Source organism: Mesorhizobium sp. M1328 (assembly GCF_040318075.1).
Taxonomy (GTDB): domain Bacteria; phylum Pseudomonadota; class Alphaproteobacteria; order Rhizobiales; family Rhizobiaceae; genus Mesorhizobium.
Map to the genome: position 1 here is coordinate 566,201 of NZ_JAMYLO010000001.1, position 14,339 is coordinate 580,539.

At 63.4% G+C, this 14,339-nt stretch carries 12 protein-coding genes and 1 tRNA gene; 4 read left to right on the plus strand and 9 right to left on the minus strand.

Annotated elements, in window-relative coordinates; genetic code table 11:
* Positions 1–125: 125 nt before the first annotated feature.
* From NKH23_RS02815 to NKH23_RS02840, 6 genes are all read right to left on the minus strand, one after another.
* Positions 126–1,925: an NAD(P)-binding domain-containing protein gene (locus NKH23_RS02815; protein WP_352977032.1), complete on the minus strand. Its 1,800-nt coding sequence runs from the start codon at positions 1,923–1,925 to the stop codon at positions 126–128.
* A 137-nt stretch (positions 1,926–2,062) separates the two neighbouring features.
* Complete coding sequence (locus NKH23_RS02820) at positions 2,063–4,096, minus strand: aldo/keto reductase (protein WP_352977033.1); 2,034 nt, start codon at positions 4,094–4,096, stop codon at positions 2,063–2,065.
* 56 nt (positions 4,097–4,152) lie between these two features.
* Positions 4,153–5,250 (minus strand): ABC transporter ATP-binding protein, encoded by a 1,098-nt coding sequence (locus NKH23_RS02825; RefSeq protein WP_352913081.1) that lies wholly within the window; start codon positions 5,248–5,250, stop codon positions 4,153–4,155.
* An 8-nt stretch (positions 5,251–5,258) separates the two neighbouring features.
* The gene (locus NKH23_RS02830) at positions 5,259–6,125 is read right to left on the minus strand and encodes a carbohydrate ABC transporter permease (RefSeq protein WP_352913079.1); all 867 of its coding nucleotides are present in this window, start codon (positions 6,123–6,125) and stop codon (positions 5,259–5,261) included.
* Positions 6,122–6,982, minus strand: coding sequence for a carbohydrate ABC transporter permease (locus tag NKH23_RS02835; protein WP_023720572.1), 861 nt, complete (start codon positions 6,980–6,982; stop codon positions 6,122–6,124). The genes NKH23_RS02830 and NKH23_RS02835 overlap by 4 nt, the downstream gene beginning before the upstream one ends.
* Before the next feature lie 207 nt (positions 6,983–7,189).
* Positions 7,190–8,461 (minus strand): extracellular solute-binding protein, encoded by a 1,272-nt coding sequence (locus tag NKH23_RS02840; RefSeq protein WP_023675947.1) that lies wholly within the window; start codon positions 8,459–8,461, stop codon positions 7,190–7,192.
* Between the two features lie 106 nt (positions 8,462–8,567).
* On the opposite strand from NKH23_RS02840, the gene NKH23_RS02845 reads away from it, so the two are divergent.
* Complete coding sequence (locus NKH23_RS02845; RefSeq protein WP_352913077.1) at positions 8,568–9,440, plus strand: helix-turn-helix domain-containing protein; 873 nt, start codon at positions 8,568–8,570, stop codon at positions 9,438–9,440.
* Between the two features lie 9 nt (positions 9,441–9,449).
* On the opposite strand, the gene NKH23_RS02850 is transcribed toward NKH23_RS02845, so the two are convergent.
* The 3 genes from NKH23_RS02850 to NKH23_RS02860 form a co-directional block, all read right to left on the minus strand.
* A complete protein-coding gene (locus NKH23_RS02850; protein WP_352977034.1) occupies positions 9,450–10,688 on the minus strand; it encodes a M24 family metallopeptidase in 1,239 nt (412 codons plus the stop codon).
* A gap of 191 nt (positions 10,689–10,879) precedes the next feature.
* Positions 10,880–11,218, minus strand: coding sequence for a hypothetical protein (locus NKH23_RS02855; protein ID WP_292665306.1), 339 nt, complete (start codon positions 11,216–11,218; stop codon positions 10,880–10,882).
* A 384-nt stretch (positions 11,219–11,602) separates the two neighbouring features.
* Positions 11,603–11,677: transfer RNA gene (locus NKH23_RS02860), tRNA-Gly, on the minus strand.
* Positions 11,678–11,909: 232 nt separating this feature from the next.
* On the opposite strand from NKH23_RS02860, the gene NKH23_RS02865 reads away from it, so the two are divergent.
* The 3 genes from NKH23_RS02865 to NKH23_RS02875 all read left to right on the plus strand — a co-directional run bounded on the left by NKH23_RS02865 (position 11,910) and on the right by NKH23_RS02875 (position 14,320).
* Complete coding sequence (locus tag NKH23_RS02865) at positions 11,910–12,407, plus strand: prolyl-tRNA synthetase associated domain-containing protein (protein WP_352913075.1); 498 nt, start codon at positions 11,910–11,912, stop codon at positions 12,405–12,407.
* A gap of 85 nt (positions 12,408–12,492) precedes the next feature.
* Positions 12,493–13,485 (plus strand): thioredoxin, encoded by a 993-nt coding sequence (trxA, locus tag NKH23_RS02870; RefSeq protein ID WP_352913073.1) that lies wholly within the window; start codon positions 12,493–12,495, stop codon positions 13,483–13,485.
* A gap of 163 nt (positions 13,486–13,648) precedes the next feature.
* The gene (locus NKH23_RS02875) at positions 13,649–14,320 is read left to right on the plus strand and encodes an LON peptidase substrate-binding domain-containing protein (RefSeq protein ID WP_352913071.1); all 672 of its coding nucleotides are present in this window, start codon (positions 13,649–13,651) and stop codon (positions 14,318–14,320) included.
* Positions 14,321–14,339 lie beyond the last annotated feature (19 nt).

Sequence of the window (14,339 nt, forward strand, 5' to 3'; positions counted from 1 at the left end):
TCGAGGGGGAGATGTCGCCGAAGGCGACAGAGGGGGTCGGTTCGACCGGGCTCGCCTTCCTGCAACGGATGGAGGTTGGCGCTCGACGCGCGGCGACCCCCTCTGGCCTGCCGGCCATCTCCCCCTCAAGGGGGGAGATCACAGCTTCGCCCCGGCGCTCCATAGACCGGCGTCGCAACGCCTTCCATGCGCGCCTTGATCTGCAGCGCCACGTACTTCGAATAGAAGCGGGACAGCGCCAGATTGCCGCCGTGGAACCACAGCGCTTGCTGCGCCGTCGTCTTCCACATGTTGCGCAATTCGCCTTGCCACGGACCCGGGTCGCCTTCCACGCCTGAGCCAATCCCCCAGCACGGCCCGACCTTGTCGGCGACTTCGCGCGAAACGATCGCCGCCACGGTTTCGTTCATCGAGAGATAGCCGGTGCAGGCGATGATTGCGTCGGCCGCCAGTTCGGTGCCGTCGTCGAAGAGGATGCCTGTCGGCGTCAGCGACTTGATCCCGACGCCGCTACGGATGCCGATCTCGCCGTCGATGATCAGATCGCAGGCGCCGACGTCGATGTAGAAGCCCGAGCCGGTGCGGTAGGCCTTCATCAGGAGCCCGGTCTCGTCGTCGCCGAAATCGATGGCGAAGCCGGCGCTGCGCAAGCGGTCGTAGAAGGCCGCGTCTCGCGCCTTGATGATGTCGTAAAGCGCCCGCTGGCCTTGCGGCAGTAGCGCGAACGGCGTCGAGGCGACGATCATGTCGGCCTTCTCAGTGGTGATGCCGCGGGCCAGCGCCTTTTCCGAAAAGATCTCGAAACCGATCTCCATCAGCGTGTCCGACTTGACCACCGTCGTCGGCGAGCGCTGGACCATGGTCACCTCGGCGCCGCTCTCCCAGAGGTCGACGCTGACGTCATGGCCGGAACTTGCCGCGCCGATGACGGCGACCTTTTTGCAGCGGAATTTCTCGCCGCTGGAATACTGGCTGGAATGCAGGATCTCGCCCTGGAAGACCTCGGCGCCCGGCAAGTCGATGCTCCTGGGCGGGCCATAAGCACCGGTTGCAAAGACGATGTGCTTCGGGTTCAGTGAGATGCGCTCGCCGGCGCGGTCGAGCTCGACCGTCCAGACCTTTTCGGTCTCGTCGTAGGAGGCGCTCACGCATGTCGTGGAGGTCCAGTAGTTGAGCTCCATGACGCGCGTATACATCTCCAGCCAGTCGCCCATCTTGTCCTTGGGCGTGAACACCGGCCAGTTCTCGGGAAACGGGATGTAGGGCAGGTGATCGTACCAGACCGGGTCGTGCAGCACGAGCGAGCGGTAGCGATTGCGCCAGGAATCGCCGGCCTGGGCGTTCTTCTCGATGACGATGGCCGGCACGCCCAATTGCCTGAGCCGCGCCCCCAGCATGATGCCGCCCTGGCCGCCGCCGATGACCAGGCAGTAGGGCTGCTGGCTGGCGCCGAGGTCACGTGCCTCGCGGCGCCTCGCCTCCAGCCAGGTTTCGCGTTCCGGATCCGCCTTGTGGCGGACGCCCAGTGGTCGCGCCGGGCCCTTGCGCTCCTCAAACCCCTTGAGATCGGTCATTGCCGTAAACAGCGTCCGGCATTTGCCGTCCCTGAGGCGCATGATGCCTTGCCCCCATGCCGATGACGTCTCGAAAGAAAACCAGGCCTCGATGGTGCCTTCGTCCGAAGTCGCTTCGCCGCTGAGCTGCCACTGAGTAGGCCTCGTGTTTGCCAGCGTCGCCTCAAGCATGTCGCGGATTGCCGCGCGGCCTTCCATCGTCTTGATGTTCCAGGTGAAGGTCAAAAGATCGCGCCAGTAGCAGTCCTCGACGAACAGGCTGGTTGCGGCCTCGACGTCGCCCGCTTCGAGCGCCCTGGCAAAGGAACCGAGCCAGCTGGTAGCCTGTTTCGATGGTGCGATGTCGAGCATCTGTCTTCCCTAACTTCCAGAGACGGTGGCGCTGCCCTCATTCTTAGCCTTTCCCGGTTCTTTGCGGGAGAGGGTGAGGGCAGCGCAAACAGTCCGGAAGCTAAGGGCGCAGCGTAAGGAAGCGACTGCCGCTGCTGTCAGGCCCGCGCGCGGGCCTGATCCGAACCGCTATCCAGCCATGCAAGATCGTCCGGCGAAAGTGAGATGTCGAGCGCCTGGAGGCTGTCTTCCAATTCGTCGAGGGAGCGCGGCCCGATCAGCGGGACGGACGGGAAGGGCTGCGCCAGGACGTAGGCGAGCGCGACGTGGATCGGGCTTTTGCCCAGCCGCTTGGCGAGCTCGATGGCACGGTCGCGACGGCCGAAATTCTTGTCCGAGTACCAGACCCGGACCAACTCCTCGTTGTCGCGCCGGTCGCGGCCGGCGCGGTCGGTGAAGAAGCCGCGGCCCTGGCTCGACCAGGCGAAGTTCGGCATCTGCCGGGCGGTGAGCCAGGCCTTCCACGCGTCGCTGGAGGAGGTGACGCAGCCTGCCCAGATCGGCTCCAGCATCTCGGCCAATGAGAAATTGTTGGAAAGCGCGCCGGGCTTCTGCTTGCCGGTGCGCTCGGCATAGGCAATCGCCTCGTCCATGCGTTCCATCGTCCAGTTCGAGCCGCCGAACGGACCGCGAATGCGGCCGGCCTTGACCTCGCGGTCCATCGCATCGACGAATTCGTCGACCGGCACATCCGGATTGTCGCGATGCATGAAATAGACGTCGATATGGTCTGTTTGCAGCCGCTCGAGCGACTGGGTGAGCTGCTTGCCGATGACGTCGGGATAGCAGAGCGGCGAGTGCGCACCCTTGCCGATGACCACCGATTGCTCGCGCACGCCGCGGTTCTTCAGCCACTGGCCGAGCAGCGTCTCGGTATAGCCGGAACCGTAGACGAAGGCGGTGTCGAACAGATTGCCGCCGGCCTCGAAATAGGCGTCGAGCAGGATGGCGCCCGACGAAAAGGTGCGAAAATCCTCGAAGCCGAGCGCCAGGCACGAGGCGGGCCGCGGCAGGCCCGGAATGCTGCGCTTGGAAATGGCGGTCCCGCCGGAGCGCATCTTCCGTCCGGAGATCGTGTTGACGCGCTTTGCCGGTTTCTCGATGTCGTATTCGAGCCCGATTGCGGCTCGCCATTTGTCGAGCACGCGCAGATTGCCGAGACTGTCGGCCCAGCCCATGCCGGGCCACGCGAACTCCTGCTTCCCGCCGAGAATGGCCTCGCCGGCGGCGTCGACCTCGAACGCGTAAAGCCAGCCGTCCTCCTTGACCTCGACCACCTCGGTATCACCCGGACGGATGATGCGAATTTCGCCGGTGCCGCCTTGGTGGCCGCCGGCATACCAGAAATCCGCCACCTCGATACGGCCTTTGCTGCCAAGAATGCGCAACACATTGTCTTGAGCGAGGGAGATGCTGCAGGACACTTCCGCGACGATGCCGCCCGGAAAATGCAACAGCGCCGACGCCCATTCGTCGACGCCGGATTGGCCGAGATGCGCAGTGCCCACCACTTTGTCCGGCTCGGCGAAGGGCTTTCCGGCCTCGGCGCCGGCAATCAGCCGCGCCATCGAGACGGGATAGCCGCCGACATCGAGAATGCCGCCGCCGGCGAGATCCTTGGCGTAAAGCCGGTGCTCCGGCATGAAGCCCGGCATGGCGAAGCCGAAGCTGGATTTGATCATCTTGATGTCGCCGATCGCGCCGGCCCTGATCAGCTCGACCAGCTTGGCCGTCTGCGGATGCAGCCGGTACATGAAGGCTTCGCCGAGAAAGGTGCCGGCCTTGCGCGCGGCATGGATCATGGCGTCGGCCTCGAAGGCGGTCAGGCCAAGCGGCTTTTCGCAAAGCACATGCTTTCCGGCCTCGGCCGCCTTGATCGCCCATTCGGCATGACTTGGATGCGGCGTCGAAATATAGATCGCGTCGACATCCGGGTCGCCAAGCAAAGCCTCGTAGCCGTCGAGAATGCGGGCGCCGGGGAAAGCCTCGGTGAGCCCGGCCTTGCCCGGATTGCGCGCCCCTAAGGCGACCAATGTGCCGGTGCGCGAATGGGCGACGCCGCCGGCAAAAGCCTTGGCGATGTTGCCGGGCCCGAGAATGCCCCAGCGAACTTTTTCTGGTTTGGAAGTCATGTCAAATCTCCGTGGGGTGGCCGCGAGCAATCGCGATCGGACAAAAGAAAGATGGGTTAGCGAATGCGTGCGCCAGTGGCGTCGAAGAGAAGCGAGCGGTCGGCCTTGATCGACACCACCAGGTCGTCGCCATTCGCGCGATGCCGCGAGGCCTCGCGCTCGATGATCAGTTCCTCGCGCCCGCCCCCGGTCCCGGAATTGGCATAGACATAGCTCACCGATCCCAAGTGCTCGGCGACGTCGGCCTTGAGGGTAAGGTCGCAATCGCCCTGGCCGGCGTCGAAGAAATGCTCCGGCCGCACGCCGAGCACGACATCGCCGCCTATCGCAGGCAAGGCATCCGAAAGCGGCTTGCGCAGTCGCGCGCCGCGATGGTTGACCAGTTCGACGACCGCAGCGCCGTTTTCGGCGCCAACCATTTTCGCCGCCAGAAAGTTCATCTTCGGCGAGCCGACGAAGCCGGCAACGAAGCGGTTGGCCGGGTCGTCGTAGAGATCGAGCGGCGCGCCGATCTGCTCGATATTGCCGGCGTTGAGCACGACGATCCTGTCGGCCAGCGTCATCGCCTCGGTCTGGTCGTGCGTCACATAGACCATGGTAACGCCAAGCTCCTTGTGAAGGCGCGATATCTCGACGCGCATCTGCACCCGGAGCTCGGCATCGAGATTGCTGAGCGGTTCGTCGAACAGGAACACTTGCGGCTCGCGCACGATGGCGCGGCCGATGGCGACGCGCTGGCGCTGGCCGCCCGACAATTGCCGCGGCCGCCGCTTCATCAGCTCGGCAATGCGCAGGATCTCGGAAGCCCGCTTCACCCGCCGCTCGGTATCTGCCTTGGGGTTGCCGGTCATTCTCAGGCCGAAGCTTAGATTCTGCTCGACCGTCATATGCGGATAGAGCGCGTAGGACTGGAACACCATGGCGATGCCGCGATCGGCCGCCTCGACGTCGTTCACCACCTTGCCGCCAATGGCGATCTCGCCGTCGCTGATGTCCTCGAGCCCGGCGATCATCCGGAGCAGCGTGGACTTGCCGCAGCCGGAAGGGCCGACGAAGACGACGAATTCGCCGTCGTCGATGTCGATGTTGGCGCCGTGGACGATCTCGAAGACGCCGAAGCGCTTGATGACGTTTTTGAGTGTGACTGCCGCCATGCTGATCCTTACTTGATGGCGCCGGCGGCGATGCCGGCGACGAAATGGCGCTGCAGAAGCACGAACACGACGAGCATTGGCGCCGTCAGCATCACCGCGCCCGCCATGATGCCGCCCCAGGACACCTTGGTGAGACCGATCAGTGTGCCGAGCGCCACCGGCGCGGTCATTGCGCCCGGCTTGGAATTGATCAGCAGCGGCCAGAGATAGTTGTTCCAGGAGGCGAGGAACAGGATGATGGCGAGCGCTGCCAGCATCGGCCGTGCCAGAGGCAGGGCGACGAACAGGAATATCCGCCATTCCTTGACGCCCTCGACCTTGGCGGCGTCGAACAGCTCGTGCGGCATCATCGAAAAACTCTGCCGCATGAACAGCACGCCCAGCGAGTTGAACAGCGGCGGTACGATCAGCGCCACCCAGGTGTTGGCGAGCTTGAAGTCGCGCGCCACCATGATGAATTGCGGGATCAGCACGACCGCATAGGGCAGCGTGATGGTGCCGAATATGATGGCGACGACCATGCCCTTGCCGAAGAAGTTGTAACGCGCCAGCGCCCAGCCGGCCATCGAGGTCAGCATCACCGACAGGAAGGTATAGGTCACCGCCACCGAGACGGAGATGCCGATGGCGCCGATGAAATTGGTGCCGCGCTGCAGATTGCTGACATTGTCGAGGAAATTGCCATGCGGCAAAAGCTCGATGTCGGGGCTGAAGATGCCGTTGTCGGGCATCGTCGAAAAAACCACCATCATCCACAGCGGAAACAGCCAGACTAGCGCCAGCGGCGTCAGGAAGAGATGCAGCGCGATGCTGCGGCCCAATCTGGCCTGGGAACGGCTGACCCGGGAATGGCCAATTGGGGAGCGCGAGGTCATTTCGGTTCCCTCGTCAGCCATATCTGCACCAGCGAAATGGCAATCGCCAGCCCGGCCATGGTGTAGGCGATGGCCGAAGCGTAGCCGAAATTGAGCGACCGGAAGCCCTGGCGGTAAAGCAGCAGCCCGAGCGTTTCGGTGCCGCCGCCCGGCCCGCCGCGCTCGGTGATCAGGAAGGGCTCGGTGAACAGCTGCATGGTGCCGATGATCGACAGCACGGCGCAGAACACGATGATCGGCTTGAGCAGCGGCAGCGTGATGTAGAAGAACTGTTTGACCTTGCTGACCCGGTCCAGGGTCGCCGCCTCGTAGACATCCTCGGGAATCGACTGCAGGCCGGCGAGCAGGATGATGGCGTTGTAGCCGGCCCAGCGCCACGTCACCGCCATCATGATCACCGCCATCGCCGGGGTGACGTTGGTAAACCAGTCGACACTGGGCAGGCCGATGCTGTTCAGCAATTTGTTGATGATGCCGTAGTCGAGATTGAACATCAGCCGGAAAACCGCCGAATAGGCGACCTCGCCGACCACGACCGGCGCGAAGAAGGCAAAGCGGAACAGGCCACGGGCCTTGAGCAGCGGCGAATTCAAAAGCACCGCCATCACAATCGCCAGCGAAATCATCACCGGCACCTGGATGACAAGGATCAGCAATGTGTTCTTCAAGGCATTGAAGAAGGCCGGATCGCCGATCAGCCGGCCCCAGTTGAAGGTCGGCGCGAAACGCCATGGCACGGTGCGCGTCGCCTGGAACGAGATCAGGAAGGAATCGATGATCGGCCACAGCCAGAAGATCGAAAAGATCAGCAGATAAGGCGCGAGAAAGCGATACGCCGTGGCGTTCTGGTAGCGCATCGTTTTCCTCCTTTCTGCTTTTCAAGTCTCTTGCCTTCTCCCCTTGTGGGAGAAGGTGGATCGGCGCGTAGCGCCGAGACGGTTGAGGGGTGATGGCCGGAGTGCCGCCGGCGCCAAGCTGGAGCGCCCCTCATCAGTCGCCTTCGGCGACACCTTCTCCCACAAGGGGAGAAGGGGAGCCGTGCGCTCGGAGCCGCCTCGTTCAGATCACGACTTGACCGGCAGGCCGGTCGCCGCGGCGATCTGGCTTGCGGCATCGTCGAGCGCTGCCTTGGCGTCGGGATAGCCGCCGGCCAGATATTTGGTCTGCACCGCGCGGATGATGATTTCGGCGTCGCTCTGGAACGGCGTGCCGCGGCTGGGTACGACCTTGGGCAAGGTGCCGAGGATGTCCTTCCACACCGCTTGGCCACCCCAATAGGGCAGGCCTTCGGAGACATAAGGGTCGTTGAGCGCCGAAATCAGCGATGGCACCAGGCCGAAGCCTTTCAGCATGGTGATCTGGCCCTCATTCGTCGCAAGCGTGTATTTCAGATAGGCGTAGGCGGCTTCCTTGTTCTTCGACACCGAGGTGATGGCGAGCGAGGAGCCGCCGAGATTGGCGGCGCGCGGACCGTCGGCGGTCAGGCTCGGCATCAAATAGACGCCCCATTTGCCTGCCCCATCGGGCGATTCGGTGCGCACGGTGCCTTCATACCAGCCGCCATACATCTGCGTGGCGACCTTGCCGGCGGTGTTGTTGGTGATCTTGGTGCTCCAGTCGGCCGAGGAAATGATGCCGGCGTCCTTCATCTCCTTGATCTTGGTCATGGCATCGACGCATTTGGGCTGGTTGACGGTGATGGATTGACCATCGGCCGAGAAATAGGCGCAGCCCTGCTCGTTGGAGATCATGCGGAAGAATTCGGAATCGCCGTTGAAATCGGCGTTGGTCATCGTGACGCCGGGATTGGCGGCCTGGATCTTCTTGGCGGCGGCGATGAAATCGTCCCAGGTCTTGATCGAGGACGGGTCGACGCCGGCCTTCTCGTAGAAATCACGGCGGTAGAACATCGCCACCGGGCCCGAATCCCACGGCATCGCATAGGCCTTGTCGTCAACCTCGAGCTCGGTGCGCTTGAAGTCGGGGAATTTTGCCTGGTCTTCCGCGGTGTAGCCGAGCGTGTGCAGGTCGACGAAGCAATCCGGGAACTGGCTCCAGTAGTTTTCCGCTTCCCCGTTCTCGATCGTAACGATGTCAGGCAGCCCCTCGCCGCCGGCGGCACAGCCGGCGATCGATTTGTCGTAAGTCGGCTGGTTGCCGAGGTCCTCGACCGTGACCTTGATGTCGGGATACTGCTTGTTGAAGCCCGCTATGGTGGCCTTCAGCGACGAAGCCGCGATATTCCAGCTCCAGATCGTGATTTCACCGGACTGCGCAAAGGCCGGGCTGGAGCCCAAGGCAAGCGCGAGCGCGGCGCAGGTCAATTTTATGCGCATTGAAATCCTCCCATTTCAGTTGCTCTCTGTTTGCGAGCGTGGCTAGACTAGGCCTCGGGAACGCCTTGTCCGCGACAAAGGGAATAAGAAATGAGCGGAAAGTAAGATGCCGGAAAGGCCGTTTTACCAGCCCGGCGCCAGCAGCGTGGAGGGCCTGCCGCTGCTGCTGCAGATGTTCCACACCCAGCCCCTGGTGATGCTCAAGCCGCATTGGCATGCCCAGGTCGAGGTGAATTTCATCGTGCGCGGCGCCGTGCATTACCGCATGGATGGACACGGGCTTTCGCTCTCTGCCGGCGACATGTGCCTGTTCTGGGGCGGCCTGCCGCACCAGATGGACGAAGCCTCCGACGATGCCATCTATGCCGGCGCGCATCTGCCGCTGGTGCATTTCTTCCGGCTGCATTTGCCCGTCGATGTCCGCAACAGGCTGATGACGGGGGCGACGCTGGTGACCGACGCCACCGACCGGTCGGACGACCACAATTTCGAACGCTGGAACCGCTATGCCCGCTCCGGCGACCCGGTCAAGGCCGAGCATGCCGTCAACGAGCTTTTGCTGCGGCTGGAGCGGGTGCGCTTCGAGCCTTACCGGCTCGTGCCCGAAACCCTGGTCGAACAGGAGATAGGCAGTCCCTTCGATCAGCAATCGTTGCGCAATGTCGGGCGCATGTGCGACTTCATCGCCGAGAATTTCCTCTACGAGATCGATTGCGTCGATATCGCCGCGGCGGCCGATATCCATCCCAAATACGCCATGAGCATCTTCAAGAAATCGACCGGCATGACGCTCAACGAATATGTGAATTTGCTGCGCCTCAGCTACGCGCAGGCGCTGCTGATGCATCAGGATGCCAATGTGCTGCGCGTCGCCATGGAATCGGGCTTCGGTTCGCTCAGCGCCTTCAACAAGTCGTTCCGCAAGCTTGCCGGCATGTCGCCGTCGGATTTCCGCAGGGGCGTGGCGGGCGCCAGGTGACGGCTGGATTCAGCCGAAAGTAGCCAGGCTTCTCGGCAGGCGGTTCATTGGCAGCGGCCCGTTGGCGGTGATCAGGAACTGGTCCTCGAGATTGAAGCTGGCGAGACCGTCGATGTAGAGCGGGATCTCGAATGCCAGCACCATGCCGGCTTCGATCACGACATCGCTGTCGGCCGAAATGAACGGCCATTGCTCGGAAAACACGGAATGGCCGACGCTGTGGCCGAAATGGCCGCGGCGATAGGAATGCAGGCCCTGGCGCGCCAGGCTTTCGCTGGCGGCGTGATGCACGCCGGCGAACGGCTTTCCGGGCATAAGCGCGGCAAGCCCGTCGGCGAAGGCGCGTTCGGCTATCGCATGCAATTCGGCCTGTTCGGGCGACGGTGGCCCGAAGGTGAAATTCCGCGACATGTCCGAGGCATAGCCGTTCACGCTGCACACCATGTCGGCCTTGAGCGGATCGCCGGCGGCGGCGACCGCATCGGCCCTTTTGGGGCGAGCGCCCAGCGTGACGTATTCCGCCGTCGAGATTTGCTGCGATGACCCGGCGGCTGCATCGGCGACGCCTTGCCGGTAGAGCGCGATCAGCTCCGACTGACGCATGCCGGTCGCCGCATGCTGCTGCAGCCGCGACAGGCCGGCTTCCGACAGGACGATGCCTTGCTGCAGGAGGTCGATCTCGCTCTGCGATTTGACTGCCCGCAGCCTGTCGAGGATCTGCGAGCCGTTGACCAGGGCAGTCCCCGTCAACATCGCCTGCATTGCGGACAAATCGCTGGCCGGGACAAAATCCAGCTCGATGCCGAGCGTTGCACGCTCCAGCCCGAATTCGGCAAGCATCCTCTTCAGCTCGCGGACGGAGCGGGCAAGCTCGAAGGTCGCCGGGCGGGAAAAACCGGGCGCGCGGCCAACCAGGCCGGCCTCGATGCGCTGCGCAACGGGCCGGTCGGCCGTCGCCGGCTCAAACGACGCCGATTCGATCCAGATCGGATGCGTGCGCACCACGGCGCCGGCCATCGCCGCCCGGAGCTGGGCAGCCTGGAAATCCGCCACCACGATGCCGATCGGCAGGTCGTTTCGCTTGGGGATGACCACGAAACCGGCGCCGGCGCGGCGGAACAGGCCGGCCGGGCCGATCCAGGCGCCGGTGGCGTACTGGAACGCCTCGGGCTCGCAAAGCACCAGCGCCTCGATGCCGGCGCGCTGCATCAGGTCTGTTGCGCGCTCGCGGTCGACAAAGCCGGTCATGGGTTCCCTCCAGTGCGATCGAATTCGATGCCGACGCGGCGGCATTTGGCCTTAGCGTAGCTTCAGTGCCGCGGTGGAGCAGCTTTTTTCTGGAAGCGCTGTTCACCTTGAGAGTTCGACGCCAGGACGGGAAACGAAAAAGCCGCGGCGAACCGCGGCTTTTCAACGCGACAATTGTCGGCTTCGAAAGCTTATTCGGTTTCGTCGGAAGTGTCGTCGGCAGTGTCTGCCGCGTCTTTCGCGGCCTTCCTATCCAGCGCTGCCTGCAAGGCCAGCGTAGCCCGCGGTGAGGCCGGTGTCGTTGCAACGACCGCCATTGCATGAGCAACTCCGGTCGTCGACTTGTCCTTGGCTGCGGCGGAGGTGGCGGCTCCGTGTCCCTGCGAGCCGGCCCCGGCCGAGTTTCCGCCGTTACCGTTGCTGCCGCCATTGCCGTTGCCATTGCCATTGCCGCCGGGAGCAGCGAGGACCGGAGACGCGACAAGGGTGAGAGCGGCTACAGTCGCGAATAGACAGGTGCGCGTTTTCATAGTTCCTCCTTCGAGTCGCCCTCCCGCCAGGATGGGTTCCAGATGAAAAACGTCAGGACTTTCCAAAGTGGAAGCCCGCTATCTAACAAGCTTTGTTCAAACACAGCATTCTGCAAGACGGACCTTGGTCCGGGATCGACGCGCAAAAGTCTGAAATCCCAGGAGCTTACTTCCCGCAAGGAGACGCCTGCTGGTCAAAGGTGGCAAAGCGACAGACTCGCTTCGCCTAAGCAGCCAAAGCTGGCGTACGATCCCACAGGGGCGAGGTGATCGGGCTATGTCGGCCATTTTAGCAGGCTTGAAATCGCCGCGACCTCAACCGCCTGAAACGAAAAAGCCGCGGCGGACCGCGGCTTTTCGATGCTTGATTTCCCTTGAGAGAAATGGAGCGGGTGAAGCGATTCGAACGCTCGACCCCAACCTTGGCAAGGTTGTGCTCTACCCCTGAGCTACACCCGCTCGCGCGGCTTTTGGGCCGCAAGCCGCGCCTATATGGCTGAAGAGCGCGGCGATTGCAACAGGGAATTCGCAGGCTTTTTGCTTCGCCGGCAATGCGGACAAGCCATGCTTGCGAGACGTCGCAAGGCAATCGCCCCCGCGTTGCGCGACGGGCTTGTCTTGGCCGCATCATTGGCCGTAAACGGCGTTAGCCGAACAAGCCGTTGAAAGCGGGCCATCAGAAGAAAGACCGATGCCGAAGACCAAAGCCGAACTTTTCGCCTTTCTTGCCGGACTCGGGATCGAGGTATCGACGCGGCGGCATCCGCCGCTGTTCACGGTTGCCGATTCGCAGGCGCTGCGCGGCGAGATTGCCGGCGGCCACACCAAGAACCTGTTCCTCAAGGACAAGAAGGACAATTTCTTCCTGGTCAGCGTCGACGAGGAGGCGGTGGTCGATCTCAAGCAGATCCACCATCTGATCGGCGCTGCGGGGCGCGTGTCTTTCGGCCGGCCGGAGATGCTGATGGAGCTTCTCGGCGTCGTCCCGGGCGCGGTCACGGTGTTCGGGCTGATCAACGATACCGAGCGAAGGGTCAAGGTCGTTTTGGACGAGGAGCTGATGGGCCATGCGGTGGTCAATGCCCACCCGCTGACCAACGAAGCGACGACGTCCATCGCTGCCGCGGACCTGGTCAAATTCGTCGAGGCAACCGGACATGATGCTGTTATCTTGAAAGTCTCGGCATGATCGCCACATGGGTGACTGAAACCGGGTTCTAAAGACGGATGTTGCGCCCGTCCCTTGGCCGGCGGCGCGACTGAAAGGCGATGAGATGAGCGATAGCAACCCCTTTGGCGGCCCATTTGGCAGCAATGGCGGCCAGTATGCCACCACCGTGCAATATGGCGGCACCGATGCCGCGCGTGAGAAGGTCGCGCTTGCGGAGGCGCCGGCCGACGTCATCAAGGACACAACGACCGCTGGATTTGCCGCCGACGTGATCCAGGAATCGCGCCGCCAACCGGTGCTGGTCGATTTCTGGGCGCCATGGTGCGGCCCCTGCAAGCAATTGACGCCGCTGCTGGAGAAGGCGGTGAAAGCCGCCGGCGGCAAGGTCAAGCTGGTCAAGATGAATATCGACGACCATCCATCGATCGCAGGCCAGCTTGGCATCCAGTCGATACCGGCGGTCATTGCCTTCAAGGACGGCCAGCCGGTCGACGGCTTCATGGGCGCCATTCCCGAGAGCCAGATCACGCAATTCATCCAGAAGGTTGGCGGCAAGAACGGTGGCGCGCCGCAAGTGGCCGAAGCGCTGGCCGCGGCTGCCGAGGCGCGCGACGCCGGGGATGTGCAGACGGCGGCCGACATTTACGATGCCATCCTGGAACAGGCGCCGGCGACGATCGAGGCGATCGCCGGCTTGGGCGATCTGCTGTTCGAGGCCGGCGATGCCGAAGGTGCCGAGGCGGTGCTGGCGCGGGCGCCGGAAGCGAAGAAGGATGCGCCCCAGCTCGCCGCGCTGCGGGCCAAGATGGCGCTCGCAGCGCAAGCCGCGGCACTCGGCAATCCGGCGGAACTGGAACGGCGACTGGCCGAAAATCCCGGGGATCACCAGGCACGGTTCGAGCTTGCCATGATCCAGAACGCCAAGGGTGATCGCATGGCGGCGGCCGACAATCTGCTGGCGATCATCAAGGCCGACCGCTCGTGGAACGACGACGGCGCCAGAACCCAGTTGCTGCAGCTCTTCGAGGCATGGGGCATGACCGACGAAGCAACGCTGTCGGCACGGCGCAAACTGTCGTCGCTGCTCTTTTCCTGAGCCGGCGCAGACTGTTTTGTCGCGCGGCCTTGCGGTGGGCGGCGGCTGCGCCAGATTAGGTTTTCGGACGGCGTTCGATTTCAGGTTTCCGGTGTTGCGCCTTGTGCCGGCCGGGAGGAGACGGATTTGGTGCGCTTCCTGACAAAGCGATCGGAGGATTGAGGTGCAGGCGGGAAACGCGCATTACCGGCTCGCTGCGGACTTACCGTCGACCATGCCGATCTTTCCGCTTGAAGGCGCATTGCTGCTGCCGGGAGGCCGCATGCCGCTCAACATCTTCGAGCCGCGCTATCTGCAGATGGTCGACGAGGCGATCGCCGGGCCGCGGCTGATCGGCATGATCCAGCCCAGCCTTGACGGTGCGCTGCGTCCCGGCGGCGAGCCGGAGCTCTGCAATGTCGGCTGTGCCGGGCGCATCATTGCGCTGTCCGAGAGCGGCGACGGCCGTTACCTGATTTCGCTGCAGGGCGTGTGCCGGTTCCGCATTGTCCAGGAACTCACGGTCAAGACGCCGTTCCGCCAGTGCCGGTTGGCACCCTTTCTCACCGATCTCGACGACGACCAGGCAGAAGCCGAGATCGATCGGCCGGCGCTGCTCAAAGCTTTTCGCGCCTATCTGCAGGCCAACGATCTGGAGGCCGACTGGGAAAGCGTCAGCCGCGCCGAAAACGCCATGCTGGTCAACGCGCTGTCGATGATGGCGCCTTACGGGCCGGCCGAGAAACAGGCGCTGCTCGAAGCGGCCGATCTGAAGACACGCGCCGAAACGCTGATCGCCATCACAGAAATGGCGCTGGCGCGCGACAATGAGGATTTCGGTTCGAGTTTGCAGTAGGTTGGCCCTCCTTCTCCCA

Coding starts and splice junctions, on each gene's coding strand:
- trxA (WP_352913073.1), top strand. CDS start 12,493: ATGAGCGATAGCAACCCCTTTGGCGGCCCATTTGGCAGCAATGGCGGC.
- NKH23_RS02815 (WP_352977032.1), bottom strand. CDS start 1,925: ATGCTCGACATCGCACCATCGAAACAGGCTACCAGCTGGCTCGGTTCC.
- NKH23_RS02840 (WP_023675947.1), bottom strand. CDS start 8,461: ATGCGCATAAAATTGACCTGCGCCGCGCTCGCGCTTGCCTTGGGCTCC.
- NKH23_RS02830 (WP_352913079.1), bottom strand. CDS start 6,125: ATGACCTCGCGCTCCCCAATTGGCCATTCCCGGGTCAGCCGTTCCCAG.
- NKH23_RS02855 (WP_292665306.1), bottom strand. CDS start 11,218: ATGAAAACGCGCACCTGTCTATTCGCGACTGTAGCCGCTCTCACCCTT.
- NKH23_RS02865 (WP_352913075.1), top strand. CDS start 11,910: ATGCCGAAGACCAAAGCCGAACTTTTCGCCTTTCTTGCCGGACTCGGG.
- NKH23_RS02835 (WP_023720572.1), bottom strand. CDS start 6,982: ATGCGCTACCAGAACGCCACGGCGTATCGCTTTCTCGCGCCTTATCTG.
- NKH23_RS02825 (WP_352913081.1), bottom strand. CDS start 5,250: ATGGCGGCAGTCACACTCAAAAACGTCATCAAGCGCTTCGGCGTCTTC.
- NKH23_RS02850 (WP_352977034.1), bottom strand. CDS start 10,688: ATGACCGGCTTTGTCGACCGCGAGCGCGCAACAGACCTGATGCAGCGC.
- NKH23_RS02820 (WP_352977033.1), bottom strand. CDS start 4,096: ATGACTTCCAAACCAGAAAAAGTTCGCTGGGGCATTCTCGGGCCCGGC.
- NKH23_RS02845 (WP_352913077.1), top strand. CDS start 8,568: ATGCCGGAAAGGCCGTTTTACCAGCCCGGCGCCAGCAGCGTGGAGGGC.